This is a genomic window from Pseudaquabacterium terrae, from assembly GCF_013266755.1.
GTDB lineage: Bacteria > Pseudomonadota > Gammaproteobacteria > Burkholderiales > Burkholderiaceae_C > Pseudaquabacterium > Pseudaquabacterium terrae.
Genome location: NZ_JABRWJ010000003.1, coordinates 86606 through 111629, shown reverse-complemented (window position 1 = coordinate 111629; position 25024 = coordinate 86606). Strand labels below are relative to the sequence as shown.

22 protein-coding genes are annotated in these 25024 nt (G+C 69.5%); all 22 read left to right on the top strand.

Features of this window, described 5'->3' with window-relative positions; all coding sequences use genetic code 11:
* Positions 1–54: 54 nt before the first annotated feature.
* The 22 genes from HLB44_RS09545 to HLB44_RS09440 all read left to right on the top strand — a co-directional run bounded on the left by HLB44_RS09545 (position 55) and on the right by HLB44_RS09440 (position 24941).
* Entirely contained in the window at positions 55–2748 is a 2694-nt protein-coding gene (locus HLB44_RS09545; RefSeq protein ID WP_173122356.1) for a LuxR C-terminal-related transcriptional regulator, read from the top strand.
* Between the two features lie 194 nt (positions 2749–2942).
* A complete protein-coding gene (locus HLB44_RS09540; RefSeq protein ID WP_173122928.1) occupies positions 2943–3791 on the top strand; it encodes a TauD/TfdA family dioxygenase in 849 nt (282 codons plus the stop codon).
* A 22-nt stretch (positions 3792–3813) separates the two neighbouring features.
* Positions 3814–4872: a beta-keto acid cleavage family enzyme gene (locus HLB44_RS09535; protein ID WP_173122355.1), complete on the top strand. Its 1059-nt coding sequence runs from the start codon at positions 3814–3816 to the stop codon at positions 4870–4872.
* 2 nt (positions 4873–4874) lie between these two features.
* Positions 4875–5471, top strand: coding sequence for an RBBP9/YdeN family alpha/beta hydrolase (locus tag HLB44_RS09530; RefSeq protein WP_173122354.1), 597 nt, complete (start codon positions 4875–4877; stop codon positions 5469–5471).
* Positions 5472–5496: 25 nt separating this feature from the next.
* A complete protein-coding gene (locus tag HLB44_RS09525) occupies positions 5497–6468 on the top strand; it encodes a quinone oxidoreductase family protein (protein ID WP_173122353.1) in 972 nt (323 codons plus the stop codon).
* Between the two features lie 26 nt (positions 6469–6494).
* Positions 6495–7865: an MFS transporter gene (locus HLB44_RS09520; RefSeq protein ID WP_173122352.1), complete on the top strand. Its 1371-nt coding sequence runs from the start codon at positions 6495–6497 to the stop codon at positions 7863–7865.
* Between the two features lie 23 nt (positions 7866–7888).
* Positions 7889–9517, top strand: a complete 1629-nt coding sequence (locus HLB44_RS09515) for a 3-(methylthio)propionyl-CoA ligase (protein WP_173122351.1) — start codon at positions 7889–7891, stop codon at positions 9515–9517.
* A gap of 10 nt (positions 9518–9527) precedes the next feature.
* Positions 9528–10619: a YeiH family protein gene (locus HLB44_RS09510; RefSeq protein WP_173122350.1), complete on the top strand. Its 1092-nt coding sequence runs from the start codon at positions 9528–9530 to the stop codon at positions 10617–10619.
* A 26-nt stretch (positions 10620–10645) separates the two neighbouring features.
* Positions 10646–11641 (top strand): tripartite tricarboxylate transporter substrate binding protein, encoded by a 996-nt coding sequence (locus tag HLB44_RS09505; RefSeq protein ID WP_173122349.1) that lies wholly within the window; start codon positions 10646–10648, stop codon positions 11639–11641.
* A 412-nt stretch (positions 11642–12053) separates the two neighbouring features.
* A complete protein-coding gene (locus tag HLB44_RS09500; protein WP_173122348.1) occupies positions 12054–12605 on the top strand; it encodes a TRAP transporter small permease in 552 nt (183 codons plus the stop codon).
* On the top strand, positions 12602–13885 hold the full coding sequence (locus tag HLB44_RS09495) for a TRAP transporter large permease (RefSeq protein WP_173122347.1): 1284 nt from the start codon (positions 12602–12604) through the stop codon (positions 13883–13885). Before HLB44_RS09500 ends, HLB44_RS09495 begins: the two co-directional genes overlap by 4 nt.
* 227 nt (positions 13886–14112) lie before the next feature.
* Entirely contained in the window at positions 14113–15093 is a 981-nt protein-coding gene (locus HLB44_RS09490; protein ID WP_173122346.1) for a TRAP transporter substrate-binding protein, read from the top strand.
* 14 nt (positions 15094–15107) lie between these two features.
* Complete coding sequence (locus tag HLB44_RS09485; RefSeq protein ID WP_246312180.1) at positions 15108–15533, top strand: MaoC family dehydratase; 426 nt, start codon at positions 15108–15110, stop codon at positions 15531–15533.
* Positions 15534–15537: 4 nt separating this feature from the next.
* The gene (locus HLB44_RS09480) at positions 15538–16350 is read left to right on the top strand and encodes an enoyl-CoA hydratase/isomerase family protein (RefSeq protein ID WP_173122345.1); all 813 of its coding nucleotides are present in this window, start codon (positions 15538–15540) and stop codon (positions 16348–16350) included.
* Between the two features lie 7 nt (positions 16351–16357).
* On the top strand, positions 16358–17503 hold the full coding sequence (locus HLB44_RS09475; protein ID WP_173122344.1) for an acyl-CoA dehydrogenase family protein: 1146 nt from the start codon (positions 16358–16360) through the stop codon (positions 17501–17503).
* A gap of 36 nt (positions 17504–17539) precedes the next feature.
* Positions 17540–18739: a CoA transferase gene (locus tag HLB44_RS09470; protein ID WP_173122343.1), complete on the top strand. Its 1200-nt coding sequence runs from the start codon at positions 17540–17542 to the stop codon at positions 18737–18739.
* Positions 18736–19932: an iron-containing alcohol dehydrogenase family protein gene (locus tag HLB44_RS09465; protein ID WP_173122342.1), complete on the top strand. Its 1197-nt coding sequence runs from the start codon at positions 18736–18738 to the stop codon at positions 19930–19932. Before HLB44_RS09470 ends, HLB44_RS09465 begins: the two co-directional genes overlap by 4 nt.
* A complete protein-coding gene (locus HLB44_RS09460; RefSeq protein WP_173122341.1) occupies positions 19932–20711 on the top strand; it encodes an SDR family NAD(P)-dependent oxidoreductase in 780 nt (259 codons plus the stop codon). Before HLB44_RS09465 ends, HLB44_RS09460 begins: the two co-directional genes overlap by 1 nt.
* A gap of 36 nt (positions 20712–20747) precedes the next feature.
* Positions 20748–21182, top strand: coding sequence for a MaoC family dehydratase (locus tag HLB44_RS09455; RefSeq protein WP_173122340.1), 435 nt, complete (start codon positions 20748–20750; stop codon positions 21180–21182).
* A gap of 9 nt (positions 21183–21191) precedes the next feature.
* Positions 21192–22403: a fumarylacetoacetate hydrolase family protein gene (locus tag HLB44_RS09450; RefSeq protein ID WP_246312179.1), complete on the top strand. Its 1212-nt coding sequence runs from the start codon at positions 21192–21194 to the stop codon at positions 22401–22403.
* Between the two features lie 13 nt (positions 22404–22416).
* The gene (locus tag HLB44_RS09445) at positions 22417–24003 is read left to right on the top strand and encodes an aldehyde dehydrogenase (NADP(+)) (protein ID WP_173122339.1); all 1587 of its coding nucleotides are present in this window, start codon (positions 22417–22419) and stop codon (positions 24001–24003) included.
* A 44-nt stretch (positions 24004–24047) separates the two neighbouring features.
* The gene (locus HLB44_RS09440; RefSeq protein ID WP_173122338.1) at positions 24048–24941 is read left to right on the top strand and encodes a helix-turn-helix domain-containing protein; all 894 of its coding nucleotides are present in this window, start codon (positions 24048–24050) and stop codon (positions 24939–24941) included.
* Positions 24942–25024: the final 83 nt, after the last annotated feature.

Genomic DNA, 25024 nt, shown 5'->3' with positions numbered 1-25024 from the left:
TTCGCCGCCAGTGCTCGGGACTGCAGCGGACTGCAGAGTTACCATGGTTTTGCCGTGGCGACGCTGTTGAACCCGGGTGCCCAGGGCACCACCGACGATCTTCTGCTGCGCGTCGCACCGCCGCGCGTGTCGCGCCAGTTGCTGGTGCGGCCGCGGCTCGCCGCCGCCGATGCGCGCTGGCGCGAAGCGCCGGTGCTGCTGGTGCAGGCACCGGCGGGCTTCGGCAAGACCTCGCTGCTGGCGCAATGGCGCCGCGAGCATCTGGCGCAAGGCACCGTCGTGGCCTGGTTCACCGCCACCGAGCGCGACGACCCGCCCCGCCTGTTGCGCGCGCTGACGCTGGCACTGCGCAGCGGCGCCGGCCGGCCGCACTTCGGCCACACGCTGCTCGCCGCCGAGGCCGCCGGCCTCGAAGGCATCACCAGCTGGCTGGCCGAGCTGGCGCACACCGCCCTCAACACCGTGCTGGTGGTCGACGAAGCCGACCGCCTGCCGGCGTCGGCACGCGATGCGCTGGCCTACCTGCTGCGCAACGCGCCGCCGAACCTGCGTGTCGTCGTCGGTGCGCGCACCGATTGCCGGCTCGAGCTGGACGACATGGCGGCTTACGGCCAGTGCGTGACGCTCGGCCCCGCGCAGCTCGCGTTCGAGCTCGACGAGACGCTGGCGCTGGTGCGCGAGCGCGGCGGCACGCGCTTCGACGCCGATGCGGCCGCGCGGCTGCACGAGCTGACGGAGGGCTGGCCGCTCGGGCTGCAGCTGGTGCTGGCGGCACTGGCCAGCGCCGCCGACCCGCGCGCCGAGCTGGCAGCGATCGCCGCGCGCGGCGGCGCATTGCACGAGCAGCTGGTCGGCCTGCTGCTGGCCAACCTCGCGCCCGACGACGTGCAGTTCCTCACCCGCATCGCCGCGCTCGACCTGCTGCATCCGGAGCTGTGCCGCGCCCTCGCCGGCGACGAGGCGCCGCAGCGCCTGGCGCGACTGGCGGGCGACACGCCGGTCTTCGCGGCGGCCGAGCAGGGCGACTGGCTGCGCCTGCACCCGCTGGCGCGTGACCTGCTGCGGCGCCGCTTCGCCGCCCTGGCCGAAGCCGAACAGGCGGCGCTGCACGGCGCTGCGGCCGACTGGCTGGCGCGCGAAGGGCTGATCGAGGACGCCGCGCGCCACGCGCTCGCGGCCGGGCGGCCCGATCAGGCCTACGCGCTGGCCGAGCGCAGCCTGTACGACTCGATCCTCTCGCGCGGCCGCCAGGGCGCCGTGCTCGACTGGCTGCAGCGGCTGCCGCAGCAAGAGCTCGACCGCCGCCCGCGCCTGCTTCTGGCCGCCGCATGGACGCTGGCCCTCAGCGACCGCCACGCCGAAGCCGGCCGCCTCGTCGCCCGCATCCTGGCGCAGCCCGAGGCCGACGATGCGCTGCGCTGCGAATGCGCGCTGATCGAGAGCGGCGCCGCGGTCTACGCCGACGACCCGGACCGCTTCGCCGCGCTGCACGACCCGTGGAGTCCGCAGCCGCCGCTGCGCGACGCGGTGCTGCTGCAGATCCACGCCAACCGCACCGCGTTCCGCACGCTGATCGAAGGCGAGCCGGCGCTCGCGCGGCTGCGCCAGCAGCAGGCACCGGCGATCGGGTTCGGTCCGGCGCTGGCCTATGTCGACCGCTGGCGCGATTTCATCGTCGCCCTGAGCTACCTGTGGGAAGGGCAGGCCCTGCTGGCCGATCAGCTGCTGCAGCCCACGCTGGCCCGCGCCGAAGCCGACCTCGGCAGGCGCAGCGTCTTCGCCTGCATGCTGGCAGCGCTGCGCGCCGCAGCGCTGTGGGAGCGCGACCGCCCGGATGAGGCCGTGGCGTTGCTGGCGAACCGGCTCGACGTGCTCGAGCGCAGCGGCCTGCCGGAGACCGTGCTGCTGGCATTCCGCACGCTGGCGCGCATCGCCGCGGCCGCAGGCGCCGAGCACCGTGCGCTCGAGCTGCTGGGGGCGCTGGATGCCGTGGGCGTCGCGCGCGGGCTGCCGCGCCTGCGCATCGCCAGCCTCGCCGAGCAGGCTCGCCTGCATGCGCGGCGCTACCGGTCCGAGACCTGCCGCGCGCTCGTCGAGCAGATCGACGCGCTGCTGGCCGAGCCCGCGCAGCCGGGCGGCCGGCTGTGGCGGCGCAGCGTCGAGCTGCTGCGCGAGGGTGCGGCCGCGCATGCCGCCATCGCCGCGCAGGCGTGGCGGCAGGCGCTCGAGCCGCTGCAGCGCGCCGATGCGATGGCGCAGGTGCTGAAGCTCGGCCGCCTGCACATCGAGCTGCTGGGCCTGCGCGCGTTTGCGCTCGACCGCTGCGGCGAGCGTTCCGCCAACCTGCTGCGCGAGGCGACCGCTCTGGCCGAGGCCTACGGGCTGATGCGGGTGTTCGCCGATGCGCACCCGGCGCTCGGCGACTGGGTCGTGCAGAGCGCGCACGCGGCGCGCACCGCCGCGCCCGGCGCGGCCACGCCGCTCGCGGCGCCGCCGCAGGCTCCGCCCGAGCGGCCCGCGCCGGCGCTGCGCGCCACGCCCAGCCTGGCGCTGACGCCGAAGGAGCGCGAGGTGCTGGCGCTGCTGGCGCGCAACCTGTCGAACAAGGAGATCGGGCTCGCGATGCAGGTCGGCGAGGAGACGATCAAGTGGCACATGAAGAACCTGTTCGCCAAGCTCGACGCCGGCACGCGCAAGCAGCTGGTGCAGCGCGCGCGCATCCTCGGGCTGCTCGAAGCGACCGCCTGACCGACCGGCCTGGCTAGCGCGTCGGCCGGACGCCGCTTCGGGCCGGGGCCCCCCTCGGCGATGGGGGGGAACAGGGGCCCCCCGCTTCCTACGATGCCTCCACACCAGAAGGAGACATCGCCGTGACGCAGACCCTCACCGACACGACCCCCGCCGCCCCGGCGGTGGTGCGCGCGGCAGCGCTGCAGCGCTCGATCCGCGTCGAGCCGCTGACCTGCGCGATCGGCGCCGAGCTGTCCAACGTGCAGCTGGGTGCCGCCTCGCGCGATGCCGACACCATCGCCGAGATCCGCGCGCTGCTGCTGAAGCACCGCGTGCTCTTCTTCCGCGACCAGGACATCAGCCGCGCCGAGCACGTCGCGTTCGCGCGCTGGTTCGGCGAGCTGGAGGACCATCCGGTGGCCGGCAGCGACCCCGAGCATCCCGGGCTGGTGCGCATCTACAAGTCGCCCGAGACGCCGAACGACCGCTACGAGAACGCCTGGCACACCGACGCCACCTGGCGCGAGCAGCCGCCCTTCGGCTGCGTGCTGCGCTGCGTCGAGTGCCCGCCGGTCGGCGGCGACACGATGTGGGCCAACATGGTGCTGGCCTACGAGCGCCTGCCGGAGACCGTGAAGGCGCAGATCGAGGGCTTGCGTGCGCGCCACAGCATCGAGGCCAGCTTCGGCGCCGCGATGCCGATCGAGAAACGCCTGGCGCTGCACGCGCAGTTCCCCGATGCCGAGCATCCGGTGGTGCGCACGCACCCGGAGACGGACGAGAAGGTCCTGTTCGTCAATGCCTTCACGACGCACTTCACGAACTTCCACACCGCGCGCAACGTGCGCGTCGGCCAGGACCACTCGCACGGCGGCGCGCAGCTGCTGCAGTACCTGGTCAGCCAAGCCTTCATCCCCGAGTACCAGGTGCGCTGGCGCTGGCAGCCCAACAGCATGGCGATGTGGGACAACCGCTCGACCCAGCACTACGCGGTGATGGACTACCCGCCGTGCCACCGCAAGATGGAACGCGCCGGCATCCAGGGCGACACCCCCTTCTGACCTAACCCACGAAAGACGCGACATGAACTTCCTCGACGGCTCGCTGTTCCCCGAGAACCAGGACAAGCTGGTGATCACCGCCGCGCCCTACGGCCCCGAGTGGGTGCCGTCGGACTTTCCGGAAGACATCCCGGTCACGATGGCAGCCCAGGTGCAGAAGGCCGTCGATTGCTGGAACGCCGGCGCCACGGTGCTGCACCTGCATGTGCGCGAGCTCGATGGCTGTGGGTCAAAGCGGCTGTCCAAGTTCAACGAGCTGATCGCCGGCGTGCGCCAGGCCGTGCCCGAGATGATCATCCAGGTCGGCGGCTCGATCTCGTTCGCGCCGGAAGGCGACGGCGCGGCCGCGCAGTGGCTGCAGGACGATACGCGCCACATGCTCGCCGAGCTCGACCCGAAGCCGGACCAGGTCACGGTCACCGTCAACACGACGCAGATGAACGTGCTGGAGCACATGGAGGCAGCGGACATTGCCGGCACCTCGCTGGCCGAGCCGCAGACCAACCGCGCCTACCGCGAGATGGTCGTGCCCTCCGGTCCCGGCTTCATCGAGGAGCACGTGCGGCGCCTCTCCGCCAACGGGATCCAGAGCGCGTTCCAGTTCTACAACATCAACAGCTACGAGACGGTGGAGCGGTTGATCCGCCGCGGCGTCTACAAGGGCCCGCTGGTGATGAACTGGGTGGCGATCAGCGGCGGCATGGACGCGCCGAACATCTACAACCTGTCGAACTTCCTGCGCGCCATTCCGGACGGCGCGATGCTGACGGTCGAAAGCAGCATGCGCAACGTGCTGCCGATCAACATGATCGGCATGGCGCTCGGCCTGCACGTGCGCTGCGGCATCGAGGACAACCTCTGGAACCAGTCGCGCACGGAGAAGATGAGCACCGTGCGGCAGATCGGGCAACTGGTGCGCCTCGCGCGCGAGTTCGGCCGCGAGGTGGCCACCGGCCAGGAAGCCCGCGAGATCTGCAAGATCGGCGTGTTCTACGACAGCGTCGAAGAGACGCTGGCCGCCAACGGTTTCGCGCCGAACCCGAAGGGGCGCCAGCAGGGCTTCCTGCGGCAGGTGGCCTGAGCATGGACCGCCTGCCTGCACGGCCCACCGTGCTGATCGTGCCCGGTCTGCGCGACGCGGTGCCCGGCCACTGGCAGACGCTGCTGGCCGAGGACCTGGACCTCGCGGGTTGGCCGGTGGCCAACGTGCCGCCGATGGGCCGCGAGAACCTGGACTGCGCGGCGCGCATCGACGCCATCGAAGTGGTGGCGCAGGCCATCGACGGTCCGATCGTTGTCGTCGCGCACAGCGGCGGCTGCGTGATGGTGGCGCACTGGGCGCAGCGGACCCGGCGGGAGGTTCAGGGTGCGGTGCTCGCCACGCCGCCGGATTTCGAGCGGCCGATGCCCGACGGCTACCCGACGCTCGCCGCGCTGCGCGAGGGCGGCTGGCTGCCGCTGCCGCGTCTGCCGCTGCCCTTCGACAGCCTGGTGATCGCCAGCCGCAACGATCCGCTCGCGAGCTTCGAGCGCACCACCGAGCTCGCGAGGTGCTGGAACAGCCGCCTCGTCGACATGGGCGACGTCGGCCACCTGAACCCGGCGTCGGGCTACGGCCGCTGGCCGCTGGCCCAGCTGTTCATCGAGCACTTCAGCGCCGCCCCGCAGGGCGCGGCCTGACAACACCCCCTCAAGGAGACAGACCATGGCCCAGACCATCCGATTGCACGAGACCGGCGGCGCGGAGGTGCTGAAGCTCGAGACCACCGAAGTCGGTACGCCGGGCCCGGGCCAGGCCCGCGTGCGCCACAGCTACGTGGCAGTGAACTTCATCGACATCTACTTCCGCACCGGCCGCTACCCGATGCCGCTGCCCAACGGGCTGGGCTCCGATGCGGTGGGCATCGTCGAGGCGGTGGGCGAGGGCGTCAGCTGCGTGCGCCCGGGCGACCGCGTGGGCTATCTGCTGGGCCCGCAGGGCGCCTATGCCGACGTGCGCCTGATGCCGGCCGAGGTGTTGATTCCGCTGCCGCCTGAAGTGAGCGACAGCACGGCCGCCACGCTGATGATGAAGGGCATGACGGCGCAGTACCTGTTCCGCCAGGTCTTCCCGCTCCAGGGCGGCGAGACGATCCTGTACCACGCCGCGGCCGGCGGCGTCGGCCTGATCGCCTGCCAGTGGGCGCGCGCGCTCGGCGTCACGATGATCGGCACCGTCAGCACCGACGAGAAAGCCGCAATCGCCAAGGCGCACGGCTGCAGCCACACCATCGTCACCAGCCGCGAGAACATCGCCGAGCGGGTGCGCGAGATCACCGGCGGCAAGGGCGTGCCGGTGGTGTACGACTCGGTCGGCAAGGACACGCTCGCCGCCTCGCTCGACTGCCTGCAGCCGCGCGGCGTGCTGGTGAGCAACGGCACCAGCTCGGGCCCGGTGGTGATCGACACCATGCAGCTCGCAATGAAGGGCTCGCTGTGGGTCACGCGGCCGGCGATGCTGCACTACGCCACGCCGCGCGCGAACATGCTGGCGATGGCCGACGAGCTGTTCGGCCTGGTGAAGGCTGGCCACATCCGCAGCGAGCCGAGCCGTGTCTATCCCCTGAAAGACGCGGCCGAGGCGCACCGATCGCTCGAATCGCGCGCCACCACCGGCGCCACCGTGCTGGTGCCCTGAAGCGGCCTCTCCCCGAGGACACCCTGATGAACCTGCACGACAAGCAAGCACGCCCGGCCGGTGACGAGGGCTACCTCGCCGGCCGGGGCGCCGCCTGGTTCGCGTTCGCGATGACGCTCGGCCTGATGATCGTCGACTACATCGACCGCCAGGTCATCGTCTCGCTGTTCCCGTACATGAAGCAGGACTGGGGCCTGTCGGACAAGCAGCTCGGCGCGCTGGTCTCGGTGGTTTCGGTCACGGTCGCGCTCGGCGCGCTGCCGGTGGCGCTGTTCGCCGACCGCGCCAGCCGCGTCAAGAGCATCGTGGCGATGGCCTCGGTGTGGAGCCTGGCGACCATCTCGTGCATGTTCACGCGCAGCTACGGATCGCTGCTCGGCGCCCGCGCGCTGGTGGGCCTGGGCGAGGCGGGCTACGGCTCGGTCGGCGCCGCGCTGATCGCCAGCCACTTTCCGGCCCGGCGCCGCGGCGCGCTGATGGCCGCCTTCTTCGCGTCGGCCTCGGTCGGCTCGGTGCTGGGCGTGATGCTGGGCGGGCTGATCGCGGCGCGCTGGGGCTGGCAGGCGGCGTTCGGCGTGGTCGGCGTGCCGGGCCTGGTGCTGGCGCTGCTGTACCTCAAGGTGCGCGACTACCGCACCGTCGTGCTGACGCCGCAGCTCGAGGCCGCGACCCGCACGCCCACCGGCACGCTGCGCAGCATCGGCGCACGACTGCTGGAGTCGCGCACGATGTTGTGGGTGTGCATCGGCGGCGCGGCGCAGCTGGTCGTCGTCTCGGCCGTCTGGTCGTGGCTGCCGAGCTGGCTGAACCGCGTGCAAGGCTTCGAGCCGGCCCGCGCGGCGGTGATGGCCGCCGGTGTCGTGCTGTGCGGCGCGCTGGGCAGCGTGCTGTGGGGCGCACTGGCCGACCGGGCGGGCTTGCGCCGCCCACGCGCCAAGCTGGAGGTGCTGGCGCTGCTGTGCCTGGCCTCGATGGGGGTGCTGCTGGCCGCGTTCGCGGCACCGGCCTGGGGCGTCGAATGGTCGCGCGGCACGCAGTTCGCGCTGATCGCCGCCGGCGGCTGCCTGATGACCTGCAGCGTCGGCCCGGTCTCGGCGGTGGTGATCGACGTCGTGCATCCCGGCGTGCGCGCCACCGGCGCCTCGGTGCTGGCGCTGTTCCAGAACCTGTTCGGGCTGGCGGCGGGGCCGTTCATCGCCGGCCTGCTGTCCGACCGCTGGGACCTGCCCACGGCGCTGGCCGTGATGCCGGCCTTCAGCGTGCTGGCGGCGCTGGCCTTCCGGCGCGCGGCCGCGAGTTATGAACCCGATCTGCGGCGCAGCGCCGATGCGGCGGCCGAAGGTGCTGCCGCTGCGCCCGCCGTGCCGCCCGCGCTGCCGCAGCGCGCCGCCGCCTGACCCTCGACCTCACGGAGCCCATGATGTACGCACAGATGATGCAGCAGCCGCTGCTGATCTCCAGCCTGCTCACCCACGCCGAGCGCCACCACGGCGACCGCGAGGTCGTCTCGCGCCGCGTCGAGGGCGACATCCATCGCTGCACCTACCGCGAGCTGGGCCAGCGTGCGCGCCGCCTGGCCAACGCGCTGCAGGCGATGGACATCGGCTTCGGCGAACGTGTCGCCACGCTCGCCTGGAACGGCTACCGCCACCTGGAGCTGTACTACGCCGTCTCCGGCTCGGGCGCCGTGCTGCACACGCTGAACCCGCGCCTGCATCCGGACCAGGTGGTGTGGATCGCCGACCATGCCGAGGACCAGGTGCTGTTCTTCGACTTGAGCTTCCTGCCGCTGATCGAGGCCATTGCGCCGCGGGTGAAGACCATCAAGGCCTTCGTCGCGATGACCGACCGCGCGCTCATGCCGGCGAAGTCGGCCGTGAAGAACCTGCTGTGCTACGAAGACCTGGTCGACGCGCACGACAGCGACTTCACCTGGCCGCGCTTCGACGAGTACAGCGCCTCGTCGCTGTGCTACACGTCCGGCACCACCGGCAACCCGAAGGGCGTGCTGTACAGCCACCGCTCGACGCTGCTGCACACTTTCGCCGCCGCGTTGCCCGACGGCCTGAGCTGCTCGGCGCGCGACACCGTGCTGCCGGTGGTGCCGATGTTCCACGTCAATGCCTGGGGGCTGCCGTACGTGGCCTGCATGGTCGGCGCGAAGCTGGTGTTCCCCGGCCCGTTTCTCGACGGCAAGAGCCTGCACGAGCTGTTCGAGGCCGAGGGCGTCACCGTCTCGGCCGGCGTGCCCACGGTGTGGCAGGGGCTGCTGGCGCACGTCGAGGCGCACGACCTGGGCTTCTCGACGATGCGCCGCACGATCATCGGCGGCTCGGCCTGTCCGCCGTCGATGATGCGCGCCTTCCAGGAGCGCCACGACGTGCAGGTGCTGCACGCCTGGGGCATGACCGAGATCAGTCCGCTGGGCACGGCCTGCACGCTCAAGCCTGCCCAGCTGGCACTGCCGCCGGAAGAGCGCTTGGCGGCCCAGTCCAAGCAGGGCCGCGTGGTGTTCGGCGTCGACATGAAGATCGTCGGCGACGACGGCGCCGAGCTGCCATGGGACGGCCAGGCCTCGGGCGAGCTGCTGGTGCGCGGGCCGTGGGTGGTGGCGAGTTACTTCAAGGGCGAGGGCGGCGACCCGTTGATCGACGGCTGGTTCCCGACCGGCGACGTCGCCACCATCGATGCCGATGGCTTCATGCAGATCACCGATCGCGCCAAGGACGTCATCAAGTCCGGCGGCGAGTGGATCGGCTCGATCGACCTCGAGAACATCGCGCTGGCCCATCCGGCGGTCGCGATGGCCGCCTGCATCGCGGCGAAGCATCCGAAGTGGGACGAGCGGCCGCTGCTGGTGGTGGTGAAGAAACCTGACGCGCAAGTGACGCGGCAGGACCTGCTCGGCTTCTACGAGGGCAGGATCGCCAGGTGGTGGACACCGGACGACGTGGTCTTCGTCGACGCGATTCCGCTCGGCGCGACCGGCAAGGTGCAGAAGAACAAGCTGCGCGAGCAGTTCCAGGACCATGTTCTTCCGACCGCTTGAGTAAGCGCGCATGAGCACCGCTCTCGCCCTGAGCGCCTGGCCCGCGCGCGGCCGCACGCTGTTCCCCGGCGTGCTCGCCAGCGTCGTCGTCGCCGCGGCGGCGACCTTCCTGTCGCAGCACTACGGCGCGCCGGTGATGCTGTTCGCGCTGCTGCTCGGGCTGGCGATGAACTTCCTGTCGGGGTCGTCGCCCCCTACGGCCCTGCGGGCCGGTCCCCCCGAGGGGGAGCGGCCGCCTTGGGGCGGCCCGGCGGCGGCCGCGGCCCCCTGCGCACCCGGCATCGAGTTCACCGCGCGCCAGGTGCTGCGCATCGGCGTCGCGCTGCTGGGCCTGCGCATCACGCTGGCGCAGATCGCGGCGCTCGGCATCGCGCCGGTGGGCATCGTGATCATCTCGGTCGTGCTGACGATCGGGCTGTCGATGCTGGCGGCGCGCGCGCTCGGCTTCAACACGCTGTTCGGCCTGCTGAGCGGCGGGGCCACCGCGATCTGCGGCGCTTCGGCGGCGATGGCGCTGGCCGCGGCGCTGCCGGCGCATCCGCAGAAGGAGCGCGCGACGCTGTTCACGGTGGTGGGTGTCTCCGCGCTGTCGACGCTGGCGATGATCGTCTACCCGATGGCCGTGCGGGCCTTCGGGCTCGATGCGCGCGGCGCCGGCGTCTTCCTCGGCGGCACGATCCACGACGTGGCGCAGGTCGTCGGTGCGGGCTACAGCCTGTCGCAGGAGACCGGCGACGTCGCCACCTTCGTCAAGCTGCTGCGCGTGGCGATGCTGCTGCCGGTGATCGTGTTCGCGGTGCTGCTGGCGCGGCGCGGCTCGAAAGGCGCCGCCGCGGGCCCGCGGCCGCCGCTGCTGCCGGGCTTCGTGGTCGGCTTCGCGGCGCTGGTCGGGCTGGCCAGCACCGGCTGGCTGCCGCAGCCGGTGCTCGCGCTCGGCAACGACGTCTCGCGCTGGTGCCTGGTGGCGGCGATCGCGGCGATCGGCATGAAGACGCAGCTGAAGGAGCTGGCCACCGTCGGCTTCAAGCCGGTGGCACTGATGCTCGGCGAGACCGTGTTTCTCGCCATACTGGTGCTGGCGCTCGTGCGCTGGCTGCCCTGATGAATCCAACGCACGGAAAGCTTTCGATGAACCCGACCCGACCCGCCTCCCCCACGCGCCGGCTGCTCGCCGCCGCCGCCGTGGCCACGGCTGCACTGCCGCTCGCGGCGTTCGCCCAGGCCAAGTGGCCCGAGAAGCCGGTGCGCATGCTCGTCGCCGGCCCGGCCGGCGGCTCGGCCGACATCCTGGCGCGGCTGCTCGGCGACCACCTCGCGAAGGACATCGGCCAGCCGGTGATCGTCGAGCCCAAGCCCGGCGCCGGCGGCATCCTTGCCGTCAACGAGCTGAGCCAGGCGCCGCGCGACGGCCACACGCTGCTGGTGGCGGTGAACTCGCTGGTCAGCGAGATCCCGCACATCGTGAAGACCAAGGTCGACATGTCCCGCGAGATCGTGCCGCTGGCCGAGCTGGCGCGCGGCGGGCTGGTGCTGGTGGGCAACCCGGCGGTGCCGGCGAAGACGCTGCCCGAGCTGGTGGCCTACGTGAAGGGCAACCCAGGCAAGGTGAATGTCGCGTCGTACACCGCCGGCACGCTCTCGCACGTGCTGGGGCTGCAGCTGAACAAGGCGGCCGGCATCGACCTGGTGCACGTCGGCTACAAGGGCTCGACGCCGGCGCTGCAGGATGTGATGGGTGGCCATGTGCCGCTCATGTTCGACGGTATTCCGACCTCGCTGCCGCTGCTGAAGGCCGGCCGGATCAAGGCCTTCGCCGTCAGCACGCCCAAGCGCTCGGCGCTGCTGCCCGAGGTGCCTACTTTCGCCGAGCTGGGTTACCCGCAACTCGAGGCCATTGCCTGGATGGGGCTGTGGTGCAAGCCCGAGGTGCCGGCCGCACTGCAGCAGCGCGTGCGCGACGCGGCACTGAAGGCGCTGGGCCAGGCCGGCGTGCGCGAGCGCCTGGCCGAGGTTGGCTTCGAACCCGGCCAGCCGCGGGCGGTCGACGAGCTGAGCAAGTCGCTGCGGGTCGATTACGAGCGCATGGGGACGCTGTTGAAGGCGATCGATTTCAAGCCCGAATAGGGTCCCGCCGTTCGCCGCTCTAGGTCCGCCCGGCGCGGTTTGACTGGCGCCGGGCAGCGAATCTGGGGACGCTTCTGTCAGTTGAGAGGTACGTCGACGGTCGGTCGGCAATCTCGGTTTTCGGCCAACAGCTCGGCGAAGGCTCCCATCGCCAGAAGAAGCTGAGCAAGTCGCATCGCAAGGCGGTGCTCGGCGGCGTGAAGGCGGCCGGCTTCGTGGTGAGCACACCAAGTCCTGTCAAAAAGTCCAAGCATTCGCTGCAAGCGTCCTAACCCCGTCCAGGGGCCACTCCCTAACATCCGCCGACTCAAGCCCAGCAAGCCGTGCAGGAGACCCGATGCGGACGCTTATCAAGATCGTGGACCGAGCCAACAAGGGACTGGAAGTCCTTGTCGGGCTCGCCCTGGCGGCCATGACCGCCATCATCTTCTTCCAGGTGCTCGTGCGCTTCGTGTTCGGGAAGTTCAACCTTCCGATCAGCGCGCCGTGGACCGAAGAGCTGTCGCGCTACCTGATGATCTGGGCCATCTTCATCGGCGCCGCGCTCGTCGCCAGACGCGCCGACGCCCTGGCCGTGGAAGCGCTGGTGCAGGCTGTGCCGGCCGCTGTCGGCCGAGCCATCAAGTACTGCGCGCACGCGCTGTCGCTGGCCTTCTACGGCTGGGTCTTCTGGCTCGGCCTGGCATGGGCGGAGTTCGGCAATTCCGAAGTGGCGCCGGTGCTGGGCGTGCCGATGATCTGGGTCTACTCGTCGATGTCGGTCGGCGCGGCATTGACGATCATCAACTCGATCACGCTGCTGATCGAGACCATCATCGACGAGAAGGACATCCTGGAAGTCATCGACTACGAGATGGAGGAAGCCCTCGCCGAGGTCGAACACGTCAAAGCCAACGAGAGGCAGCATGTGCCCGCGACCCTGAAGCTGTCGCTGGCCGGTCACAAGGAAGGCTGGACCCAATGATCACCGCGCTGTTCATCGCCGTCATCGTCCTGCTGTTCTTCAGCGTCCCGGTTGCGGTCTGTCTCGGTTTCTCGGCGCTCATCGCGCTGTACGTCAAGGGCATCCCGCTCGTCAACCTGGCGCAGTCGGTCTACGAGGCGCTGGATTCGTTCTCGCTGATGGCCGTGCCCTTCTTCATCCTGGCCGGCGGCCTGATGCAGACGGGGGGCATCTCCAGGCGCCTGATCGGTCTGGCCAATGCGCTGGTGGGCTGGTTCCGGGGCGGGCTGGGATCGGCCTCGGTGCTGGCGTCGATGTTCTTCGCGACCATCTCGGGCTCCTCGTCGGCCACCACGGCCGCGGTCGGTTCCACGCTGATCCCGGCGATGGAGAAGAAGGGCTATCCGAAGCCCTTCGCGGCGGCGACCTGCGCGGCCGCGGGTGAACTGGGAGTGATCATTCCGCCGTCGATCCCCATGGTGATCTATGGCCTGGTCGCCAACGTGTCGATCGGTGGACTGTTCCTCGCGGGCTTCCTGCCCGGGCTGCTGGTGGGCCTGTCGCTGGTCATCACGATCATCGTCATGGCGCGCATCAAGGGTTTCGACCAGACCGACACGGTGTCCTTCGCCGAGTGGCGAGCCCACTTGTGGAAAGCGACCAAGGACGCGTTCTGGGCGCTGCTGATGCCGTTCATCATCCTCGGCGGCATCTACGCCGGCGTGTTCACGCCGACCGAGGCATCGGTGGTGGCGGTGGTCTACGGCCTGGTGATCGGCATGTTCGTGTACCGCGAACTGAAGTGGAAGGACCTGCTGCCGATCTTCTCGAAGTCGATGGTGGCGACGTCACTGATCATGCTGATCGTCGGCTATGCGGCCATCTTCGGCTTCGTGCTGGCGCTGGAGCAGGTGCCGCAGAACCTGGGCCGCGCGATCTCGGAGCTGTCGTCGAACCCGCTGGTCTTCATGCTGCTCGTGAACATCCTGCTGTTCCTCGTCGGCACGCTGCTCGAAGCGCTGGTCACGATCATCCTGATCGCGCCGATCCTGGCGCCGGTGGCGGCGGCCTTCGGCATCGACCCGATCCACTTCGGCATCATCATGATCGTCAACGTCGCCATCGGCATGCTGACGCCGCCGGTCGCGGTGAACCTGGTGGTGGCCTGCAAGGTGGCCAACCTTCGCATGAGCCAGCTGACGAGGCCGGTCTGCCTGTACCTCGCGGTGCTGACGGTCGACGTGCTGATCATCACCTATGTCCCGATCATCTCGACGTGGCTGCCGTCGATCATGAAATAGCCGGGACCGCAGCGCAGCACGCTTGAGAAAGGGGCCGCGCGGCCCCTCTTTCATTTGCGTGCCTGCGGCATGCCGAACAGCCCGTTTGCAGGGCTGTCGAATAGTCCAAGCATTCGGGCCTGACGTCCTAACGCCATTCGTGTGCCTCTGAATAACATGACTGCATTCCCAGAAGAAGGCGCCATCGAGGCGCTCCATTTGAAACCCCGTTCTCAATCGGAGACTTCATGAAATCGTTCGTCATTCGCATGGCCCTGGCTTGTGCCACCGCCGCCGCCGGCTTCTCGGCACACGCCGAGCAGGTGCAGCTCAACCTCGGCCATACCCTGTCGCCCGACAGCCACTACCAGTTCATGGCCCAGCGCATGGCCGAGATCGCGGCCAGGAAGTCGAATGGCGAGATCAAGATCAACCTGTTCCCGCAGTCGCAACTCGGCGGCGAGGTCAAGATGATCCAGGCCGGCCGCACCGGCGCGCTCGACCTGTTCGTCACCGCGCAGGCGCCGCTGACCAACACGGTCAAGGCCTACAGCCTGTTCGACGTGCCCTACCTGTTCGACAGCGTCGACCAGGCCAACAAGGTGCTGTCGGGCCCGGTCGGCAAGGAATTCCTGGCCATGCTGCCGCAGCACAACCTGATCGGCCTGGGCTTCCTGTCGGTGATGGAACGCAACATCTTCTCGGCCAGGCCCATCAACAAGGGCGCCGACATGTCCGGCATGAAGGTGCGCGTGATGCAGTCGCCCGGCTACGTGAAGGCCTACGAGTCGTTCGGCGCGCAACCCACGCCGATGGCCTACGGCGACGTCTACCTGGCTCTGCAGCAGGGCGTGGTCGACGGAGCGGACACCTCGCCCGACCAGTTCCTGCAGGACAAGTTCGTCGAGGTCTCCAAGTTCTACAACCGCACCCGCGTGCACTACCTGCCGGCGCTGCTGATCGCCTCGAAGTCGAAGTTCGAGAAGCTGTCGCCCAAGCACCAGCAGATCGTCCAGGAGTCGGCCACCGAGGCGCTTCAGGCCGGCCGCGACTTCTACAAGAAGTCCTACGCCGAATCGATGGACAAGATGAAGAAGGCCGGCGTGCAGGTCGTCGAGCCGGATGTCGCCGCGATGAAGGCGCAGACGACGAAGACCACCGAGGCGCTGGTGGCCGCCATTCCCGACGGCAAGGCGCTGTTCGACAAGGTCCAGAAGGCCAAGCTGTAAGAGGCAAGCACATCATGGCCAAGCGACCCCACATGGACTGCTACGCGGTCGGCGACCACGCCGAATTCGCCAAGACGGTCTCCGAGTACGACGTGTACGGCTTCGCCGGCATCGTCGGCGACTTCTACGGCGTTCACGTCAACGAGGAATACGCCAAGACGACACGCTTCGAGAAGCGCATCGCGCAGGGCGCCCTGTCGGTCGGCTTCCTGGCAACCGTGATGGGCACCATGGCCGCGAAGGCGCCGAACCCCGGCGCCGTCTCGCACCGCTACGACATCACCTTCACGGCGCCGGTCTACATCGGCGACACCGTCACCGCCCGGCTCGACCTGGCGGACAAGGACGAGCCGCGCAACACCTGCATCTTCACCGCCACGGTGACCAATCAGAAGGGTGTTGTCGTCGCCAGCGGCAAGACCTACCTGAAGGTGCTGTGACGCCATGAACGCCGCCGCTTCGATGTTGTTGTGCGAGCAGGTCGGCGCCGTCCGCTTGCTGACCGTGAACCGCGCCGACAAGCTCAACGCCTTTGCGCCCGGACTGCTGCAGCTGTTGGACGGCGCACTGGACGAGGCAGCCGCCGACGAAGCCACGCGCGTGGTGGTGATCACCGGCGCGGGCAGCAAGGCGTTCGTCGCCGGCAACGATGTCGAGGCCCTGGCCGGGATGGAACCGGTGGCCGCCTACCGCGACATGGTCGCCGGCCACCGGGTCTTTCAGCGCATTCACGACTTTGCAAAGCCGACCATCGCGATGGTCAACGGCTACGCGCTCGGTGGCGGCTTCGAGCTGGCGCTGGCGTGCGACTTCATCGTCGCCTCCACCCGTGCGGTTTTCGGCTTCCCCGAGATCACGCTCGACACCATGCCCGGCTGGGGCGGCACGCAGCTCGCCGTGCACAGGATGGGCCTGACGCGGGCCAGGGAAATGGTGCTGTCCGGGCGCCATTACACGGTGGACGAATGCCGCGATTTCGGCTTCGTCAATCGTGTCGCGTCGCCGCAAGCGCTGCGCGAAGCCACCTTCGAGTTCGCCGCGTCGTTTGCGGCCCACCATCCGTTCGCCCTGGAGATGGCCAAGCGTGCGCTGAACCGCGCCGCCGAGCTGCCGCTGCAGGCGGGCCTGGAATTGGAAGCAGCCAGCTATGCGCTGAACTTCAGTGCGCCCCATGCCCGCGCCGGACTGCGCGACTTTCTTTCGCGTCGCGACGCCAAGGCCGCACGCGCTCGCACCACCCCCAACGAATTGAAGTGAGTTCCCCATGCACCCCTGGATGAACGACGAGCGCACGATGATCCGCGACGCGGCGCGCCGTTTCGCCGAAGGCGCGATCGCCCCGATTTCCGAAGAACTGTGGGAAGGGCAAGGCTTTCCGTACGACGTCTGGCGCCAGGCCGGCGAGCTGGGCTTCACCGGCCTGCCCTACCCGGAAGCGCACGGCGGCGGCGGCGGCTCGTGGCTGTCGTTCGTGATCGTGCTGGAAGAGCTGGCGCGCGTCGATTGCGCGGTCGCCAATTCATTGATGGCCAATTCGTCGGTCGCCAGCCTGTTGAACAACTTCGGCAGCGACGCGCAGAAGCATCAGTTCCTGCGCCCGATTCTCGACGGTTCGCGCATCGGCTCGATCGCACTGACCGAGCCCAATGCCGGCTCCGACGCCGCCTCGATCCAGACCCGGGCCACGCTGGTCGACGGCCACTGGAGCATCCACGGCGCGAAGATCTTCATCAGCAACTCGGGTACCGAAGTGAGCGGCCCGCTGGTGCTGGCCGCCGTCACCGGCAAGAAGCCGGACGGCCGCAGCGAGATCTCCAACATCATCGTGCCCGCCGGCACGCCGGGCTTCAGCACCGGCAAGAAGCTGAAGAAGATCGGCTGGCGCGCGTCGAGCACGTACGAGCTGTTCTTCGACAACTGCCGCGTGCCGGCCGAGAACCTGCTGGGCGAACGCGGCGCCGGCCTGCGGCAGACCTTGTCGACCATCAACACCGGCCGCATCCTGATCGGCGCCATGGCGCTGGGCATCCTGCAGGGCTCGCTCGACCGCTCGACCGCCTACATGAAGGACCGCTCGCAGTTCGGCAAGCCGATCGCGAGTTTCCAGGCGCTGCAGTTCAAGCTGGCCGACATGGCGACGCACACGCATGCCGCGCGCCTGATGCTGTACCAGGCTGCGGCGCTGAAGGACGAAGGCCTGCCCTTCGACCGGGAAGCGTCGATGGCCAAGCTGTTCGCCACCGAACGCGCGATGGAAGCCGCGCACCAGGCGATTCAGATCCACGGCGGCTACGGAATCATGAGCGAGTACCCGGTGTCGCGCGCCTTCGGCGACGCGAAGGTGCTGGAGATCGTCGAAGGCACGTCCGAGATCCAGCGAATGATCATTTCGCGGGACCTGCTGAAGTGACCCCCCGCACCACCGAATACTGAATTGGAGTCCGTCGTGTTCAAAGACATCAAGGTCCTCAGCTTCACCCACTTCCTGCAGGGCCCGTCGGCCGTGCAGATGCTCGCCGACCTCGGCGCCGACGTGATCAAGATCGAGCCGCCGAAGGGCGCCTTCGAGCGCCACTGGGCCGGCTTCGACGCGTTCATCGAGGGCGTCAGCGTCTTCTTCATGCTCGGCAACCGCAACCAGCGCAGCCTGTCGATCGACCTGCGCACGCCCGAGGCGAAGGAGATCATCCTGCGCATGGTGCGCGAGGCGGACGTGCTGGTCGAGAACTACCGTCCCGGCGTGATGAAGCGCCTCGGCTTCGACTACGAGACGCTGAAGTCCATCAACCCGCGCCTGATCTACTGCTCGTGCACCGGCTATGGATCGGACGGCCCGTACCTGGAACGCCCGGGCCAGGACCTGCTGCTGCAATGCATGAGCGGCATCGCGATGTTGTCCGGCGAGGCGGGATCGCCGCCGACCCCCGTGGGATCGGCGATCGTCGATCAGCATGCCGCGATGCTCGGCGCCTTCGGCGTCGTCGCTGCGATGTACGAGCGCGAGAAGACCGGCAAGGGCAAGCTCATCGAGAGCAACCTGCTCAACGCCGCGCTCGACCTGCAGATCGAGCCGCTGACCTACTTCCTGAACAAGGGTCCGCTGTGGCAGCGCAGCTCGCCCGGCATGGGCAGCCGCTTCCACCCGGCGCCGTACGGCGTGTACCAGACCAGCGACGGCTGGATCGCGATCTCGCTGACCTCGGCCGACAAGCTCGTCAGCGCCTTCGGTGCCGAGCCGTTCGGGCGTTATTCGGACCGCGACCAGACCGACAAGCGCAGCGAGATCCACCAGGCCGTGTGCGCCGCGCTGAAGCATAAGACCACCGCCGAATGGGAAGCCGTCTTCGCGCGCTGCGACGTCTGGAACGCGCCGGTCAACGACTACGAGCAGGTCGCCGCCGACCCGCAGGTGGCCTTCAACAAGATGATCATGGACGTCGAGCATCCGGATGCCGGCGCCGTCAGGCTGCTGGCGCACCCGGTGCGCTACGACGGCGAAGCGCCGCCGGTGACGCGCCCGCCGCCGCGCATCGGCGAGCACACCCGCGAGGTGCTGGCCGAGCTGGGCTACGACAGCGCGCAGATCGAGGCGCTGGTCGAGAGCAAGGTCGTCAAGCCGATGGCGGTGAAGAGAACGCCGGCATGAACGACGCGTGGAAATTCAACAGCGCCGGACAGATCGTGTTCGGCAACGGTGCCGTGCAGCGGCTGCCGGCGCTGATCCGCCGCCTGGGCGCCCGGCGCGTGGCGGTGGTCACCGATCCCGGCATCGTGAAGGCGGGCCTGCTGCGCCGGATCGAGGACGTGCTGCGCGCGGCCGACATCGAGCCGCAGGTGTATGCGCAGGCGATGCCGGAGCCGGACATGGCTTCCGTGCTGGCCTGCTGCGCTGCCTTGCGTGCCACGAAGCCTGACCTGCTGGTCGCGCTGGGCGGTGGCTCCTGCATCGACCTGGCGAAGATCGTTGCGCTGCTGCTGACGCACGGCGGGCACCCGTCGGACTACTACGGCGAGAACAAGGTGCCTGGCGACATGATGCCGATCATCGCCATCCCGACCACGGCCGGCACCGGCTCCGAGGTGTCGCCGGTGGCCATCGTCACCGACGACCGGTCGAAGATGAAGGTCGGCCTGTCGGACAACCGTCTGCGGCCCGCCGTGGCGCTGCTCGACGCCGAGCTGACCCTGAAATTGCCGCCCGCCATCACCGCCTGCACCGGCATGGACGCGCTGACGCAGGCCATCGAGGCCTACTACGGCAAGGACCACCGCTATGTCGAGAGCGATGGCGACCCGATCTACCAGGGCGCCAACCCGATGAGCGATCTGCTGGCCGAGCGCGCCATCGCGCTGCTCGCAGAGAACCTTCCCATCGCCGTGCACCAGGGCAGCAACCTGGAGGCGCGCTCCAACATGATGCTGGGCAACATCCTCTCGGCGCTCGCCTTCTCCAATTCGGGCGTGTCGTGGGTGCATGCCGTGGCCTACCCGGTGGCCGAGCGTGCGCCGCGCCCGCATGGCGAGATCGTCGGCCTGCTGCTGCCCTACGGCATGCGCTACAACGCCGCCGTGGCTCCGGACAGGTTCGCCCGCATCGGCGAGCTGCTGGGCGAGTCGCCCCGCGCCTCGCGCGAGGCGAAGGTCGAGGGCGGCATTGCCCGCATCTTCCGCCTGCTGGAGGTGCTGCGGCTGCCGTCGAAGCTGTCGCAGATCGGCATCACGCGCGACCAGATCGACGGCATCGTCGAGAGCTCGCTGACCATCGAACGGCTGAACCGGCTGAACCCGCGCGCGCCGGTGCGGGACGACCTCGTCCGCCTGCTGAACGAGGCGCTGTGATGGCCCTGATCACCGAAGGCCGCTTGATGGACCAGGTGGCGCTGGTCACCGGCGCCACGTCGGGCATCGGCGAAGCCATCGCCCGCCGCTTCGGGGCCGAGGGCGCACGCGTGGCCGTCGTCGGCCGCGACCACGAGCGCGGCGAAGCCGTCGCGCGGTCGATCGCCGAGGTCGGCGGCACGGCGCAGTTCTTCGCCGCCGACGTGACGTCGGACGACGCCGTGGGCTCGCTGGTGCGCGCGGTTCTGGATCGCTTCGGCGGGCTGGACATCGTCGTCAACAACGCCGGGCTGTCGGTGCCCGGCAACGTCGTCGACACCGCGCCGGCGCAGTGGGACGCGTTGTTCCGCATCAACGTCCGCTCCGCGTACCTCGTGAGCCATCACACGCTGCCGCACCTGCTGGCCTGCGGCGCCGGCTCGGTGATCAACATCTCGTCCGAAGCCGGTCTGAAGGGGCTGAAGGACCGTGCCGCGTACTGCGCCGCCAAGGCCGCGCTGGTCGGCCTGACCAAGGCGATGGCGGTCGACCACTCGCCCCACCGCATCCGCATCAACTGCATCTGCCCGGGCACGGTCGAAACGCCGATGGTCAGGCGCCTGATCGACAGCGATGCCGACCCGCTCGCGATGAAGAAGGCGTTCCTGCAGCGCCGCCTGACGCCCCACCTCGGTTCGCCCGAAGACATCGCCGAGGCCGCCGTGTATTTCGCGCTGCCCGGAAACGGCTACGTCACCGGCGCCGTCCTGTCGGTGGACGGCGGCTCGCTCGCGCGCTGACCGAAGCGCCCACCCCACAGCCCCAAGGAACCCGCCATGAGCGCACATACCACCCGTCGGCTTCGCTTCGACGACATCCCGGTCGGCCGCAAGCAGACCCTGTCGCGCACCATCACCGGCGCCGATGTCGATGCCTTCGGCCATCTGTCGGGCGACCTCAATCCGCTGCACATGGATGCCGCGTTCGCGGCCGGCACGCCGTTCGGCAAGCGCGTGGCGCACGGCCTGCTCACCGGCGCCATCGTCTCGACGGCCCACACCGAGCTCACCGGCCCCGGCTTCGCCTATGTCGGCCAGGAACTGAAGTTCCTCGGGCCGGTGTTCGTCGGCGACACGATCACGGTCGAGGTGACCGTGGTCGACAAGAAGCTGGCCAAGCGTATCCTGGTCATGGACACCATGGTGCGCAAGCAGTCGGGCGAGGCGGTGCTGGGCGGGCTGTCGGCGCTAAAGGAACTGCGCCTTGACTGAGGCCGCGGGATGACCATCAATCAATTCAAGGAGTGCACGATGTACTCGAGCTCGGACATGCTTCCCGCCGACCACCTTGCCGGCACGCTGATCGGCCGCGCGTGGCTGCCGGGCCCGCTGGGTGGGCCGGCGGTCATCACGTTGCGCGAGGACGGCGTCTACGACCTGAGCACGGTCGCCGCCACGGTCAGCACGCTGCTCGACCGGGAGGACCCGGCCGCGCTGGTGCAGCGCACGCCGGGGCGGCGCATCGGCAGCGTCGACGACGTGCTGAGGAACTCGGTGCCCTCGCCCGACCCGAGCCAGCCCTACCTGCTGGCTCCCTGCGACCTGCAGGTCATCAAGGCCGCCGGGGTCACCTTCGCGGCCAGCATGCTGGAGCGCGTGATCGAGGAGCAGACCCGCGGCGACGCGGGCCGCGCGGCCGAGGTACGCGGCCGCGTGCGCTCGCTAATCGGCGACGACCTGGCCGCCGTGGTGCCCGGCTCGCCGCAGGCGATGAAGCTGAAGGCGCTGCTGATCGAGCAGGGCCTGTGGTCGCAATACCTCGAGGTGGGCATCGGCCCCGACGCCGAGATCTTCACCAAGGCCCCGGCGCTGGCCGCCGTCGGCACCGGCGTCGAGATCGGCATCCACCCCCAGTCGGCGTGGAATAACCCCGAGCCCGAGGTCGTGCTCGCGGTCGACAGCCGCGGCCGCATCGTCGGTGCGGCGCTCGGCAACGACGTGAACCTGCGCGACTTCGAAGGCCGCAGCGCGCTGCTGCTCAGCAAGGCCAAGGACAACAACGCCTCGTGCGCGATCGGTCCGTTCATCCGGCTGTTCGACGCCACCTTCTCGCTCGACGACGTGCGTGCGCAGGAGGTGGAGCTGCTGGTCCAGGGCGAGGACGGCTTCGTGATGCGCGGCAGCAGTTCGATGAAGCGCATCAGCCGCGACCCGCAGGACCTGGCCGCGCAGACGCTCAACGCGACGCACCAGTACCCGGACGGCTTCATGCTGTTCCTGGGCACGCTGTTCGCGCCGACCGAGGACCGCGGCGAACCCGGACACGGCTTCACCCACCACGTGGGCGACGAGGTCACGATCCGCAGCGCGAAGCTGGGCACCTTGCGCAACCTCGTCAACACCTCCGACCAGGTGGCCCCTTGGCGCTTCGGCCTGCGGGCGCTGATCGCCAACCTGGCCGCGCGCGGATTGCTCGCCGACGGCAGGCTCTGAATCGGGACAAGACATGAAGATCACCGGCGAAATGTTGATCGGCGGCGCCGCGGTGCGGGGCCAGCTGGCCGAGTTGCAGGCCATCGACCCGGCTTCGGGTTCAAGCCTCGGCCCCTGTTTCGGGGGCGGCGGCGCGGCGGAGGTCGAACGCGCCTGCGCGCTGGCTGCCGCGGCCTTCGACCGCTATCGCGAGACCACGCTCGAACAGCGCGCGCACTTCCTGGAGCGCATCGCCGAGGGCCTGGTCGACCTGGGGCCGGCGCTGATCGAACGCGCGCAGGCCGAGAGCGGCCTGCCCAAGGCGCGGCTCGAAGGTGAGCGCGGCCGCACGGTCGGTCAGCTGCGGCTGTTCGCCTCGGTGGTGCGCGACGGCCGCTGGCTCGACGTGACGATCGACAGGGCGCTGCCCGACCGCGTGCCAGGGCGCCGCCCCGACCTGCGGTTGCGCAACGTCGCGCTCGGCCCGGTCGCGGTATTCGGCGCCAGCAACTTCCCGCTGGCGTTCTCGGTGGCCGGTGGCGATACCGCGTCGGCGCTGGCCGCGGGCTGCCCGGTGGTCGTGAAGGCGCATCCGGGGCACCTGGGCACCTCCGAGCTGGTCGGCCGCGTGATCCAGGCAGCAGTGCAGGCCTGCGGCCTGCCCGAGGGCGTGTTCTCGCTGCTGATCGGCGAAGGCAATGCCATCGGCCAGGCCCTGGTCTCGCACCCCGCGATCCAGGCCGTCGGCTTCACCGGCTCGCGCGCGGGCGGGCTGGCGCTGTGCCGCATCGCCGCCGCGCGCCCGCAGCCGATTCCCGTCTTTGCGGAAATGAGCAGCATCAACCCGGTGTTCCTGCTGCCGGGCGCGCTGGCCACGGCGCCCGAAGCGCTGGCGCAGGCCTGGGTCGACTCGCTGGTGCTGGGCGTCGGGCAGTTCTGCACGAACCCGGGCCTGGTCCTCGGCAGCGCGGGCCCTGCGTTCGACCGCTTCAAGGCGGCGGCCACCACGGCCCTGGGTGCCAAGGACGCGGCGGTGATGCTGACGCCGGGCATTCACTCGGCCTACCAGTCGGGCGTGCAACGCCTGCAGGGCGTCGCCGGCGTGCGTGAACTGGCGCGTGGTACCTCCGCTGCCGACGATCGGCCTGGTGCGGCGCAGCCGGCGCTGTTCTCGACAACGGCGCACACCGTGCTCACGCGGCCCGAGCTGGAGCAGGAGGTCTTCGGCCCCGCCGGCGTGCTGGTCGACTGCGAGGACATCGCACAAATGCGAACCATCGCCGAACACCTGGAAGGCCAGCTGACCGCGACGCTGCACCTGACGGATGCGGACCATGCCGAAGCACGCCAACTGCTTCCGGTACTGGAACGCAAGGCCGGCCGCATCCTCGTCAACGGTTTCCCGACGGGGGTCGAGGTCGCGCATGCCATGGTGCACGGCGGACCGTTCCCGGCCACGTCGGACGGCCGCAGCACATCGGTCGGCGCGCTGGCGATTCAGCGTTTCCTGCGTCCGGTGTGCTACCAGGACCTGCCCGACGCCCTGCTGCCCGGTGCACTGCGCGAGGGCAACCCGCTGCGCGTGCCGCGGCTGATCGACGGGAAGCGCGAGGGGGGATGAGGCCGGGCCTATAGTGTCCGGATCAATCGATGGAGAGTGTCCCGATGCACGGCATGTCCTGCTGCCGACTGCCGATCTTCAGGATCGACAACTTCGATTACGGCTCGCAGATCAAGTCGCTCGACTTCCACTTCGCGCCGCTGCAGAACCTGATGTCGACGCTGCCGTATCCGCACCGGCACGATTTCTACCAGATCGACTGGGTCGAACATGGCACCGGCCACCACATCATCGATTCGGTGAACTACGAGGTGAAGCCGAGAACGCTTTTCTTCATGGCGCCGGGCCAGGTCCACGACTTCGTGCTGTCGGACGACACGGTGGGCTTCACCATCAACTTCAGCGCCGAGTTCTTCGTGCTGCAGCTGCAGAACAAGAACATGCTGAGCGAGCTGCCGGTCTACGACCTCGACAACAGCGTGCAGGCGCTTTACCTCGACGACGCGCAGGCGCGCAGCATCGTCGAGACCTTGAATTCGATCGGCGAGGAGTACGTCGCCGACCAGTCGGGCTGGGCCGACGTCGTGCGCTCGTACTTGTACATCCTGCTGGTGAAAGCCTCGCGCATGGCCGAGCCCGGCGTTGGCACCGACCCGGCATCGCGCAGCCTGTTCCTGGCGCGCCGCTTCAAGAGCCTGCTCGAGAAGGACTTCAGCACCGTGCAGGAGGTCGGCGAGTACGCGCAGATGCTGCGCGTGAACGAGCGCTCGCTGAACGAAGCGGTGCGCCGGGCCACCGGCACCACCGCGGCCAAGCAGATCCGCGAACGCGTGATGCTGGAGGCCAAACGCCTGCTGCTGCACTCCGAGGTCAGCATCGCCGAGGTGGCCGACCGCCTGGCCTTCGACGACCCGGCCTATTTCAGCCGTGCGTTCAAGAAGCACACCGGGCGTTCGCCGCTGGAGTTCCGGCAAAGCCTCGCCAAGCTCACCAGCTGAGCCGGGCCCGAGGTCGGCCCGAGGGGTCCTGCTGAAAAGTCCAAGACAAGCCGCGCTTCGTCCTAACGTGGCTTGGCATCTGC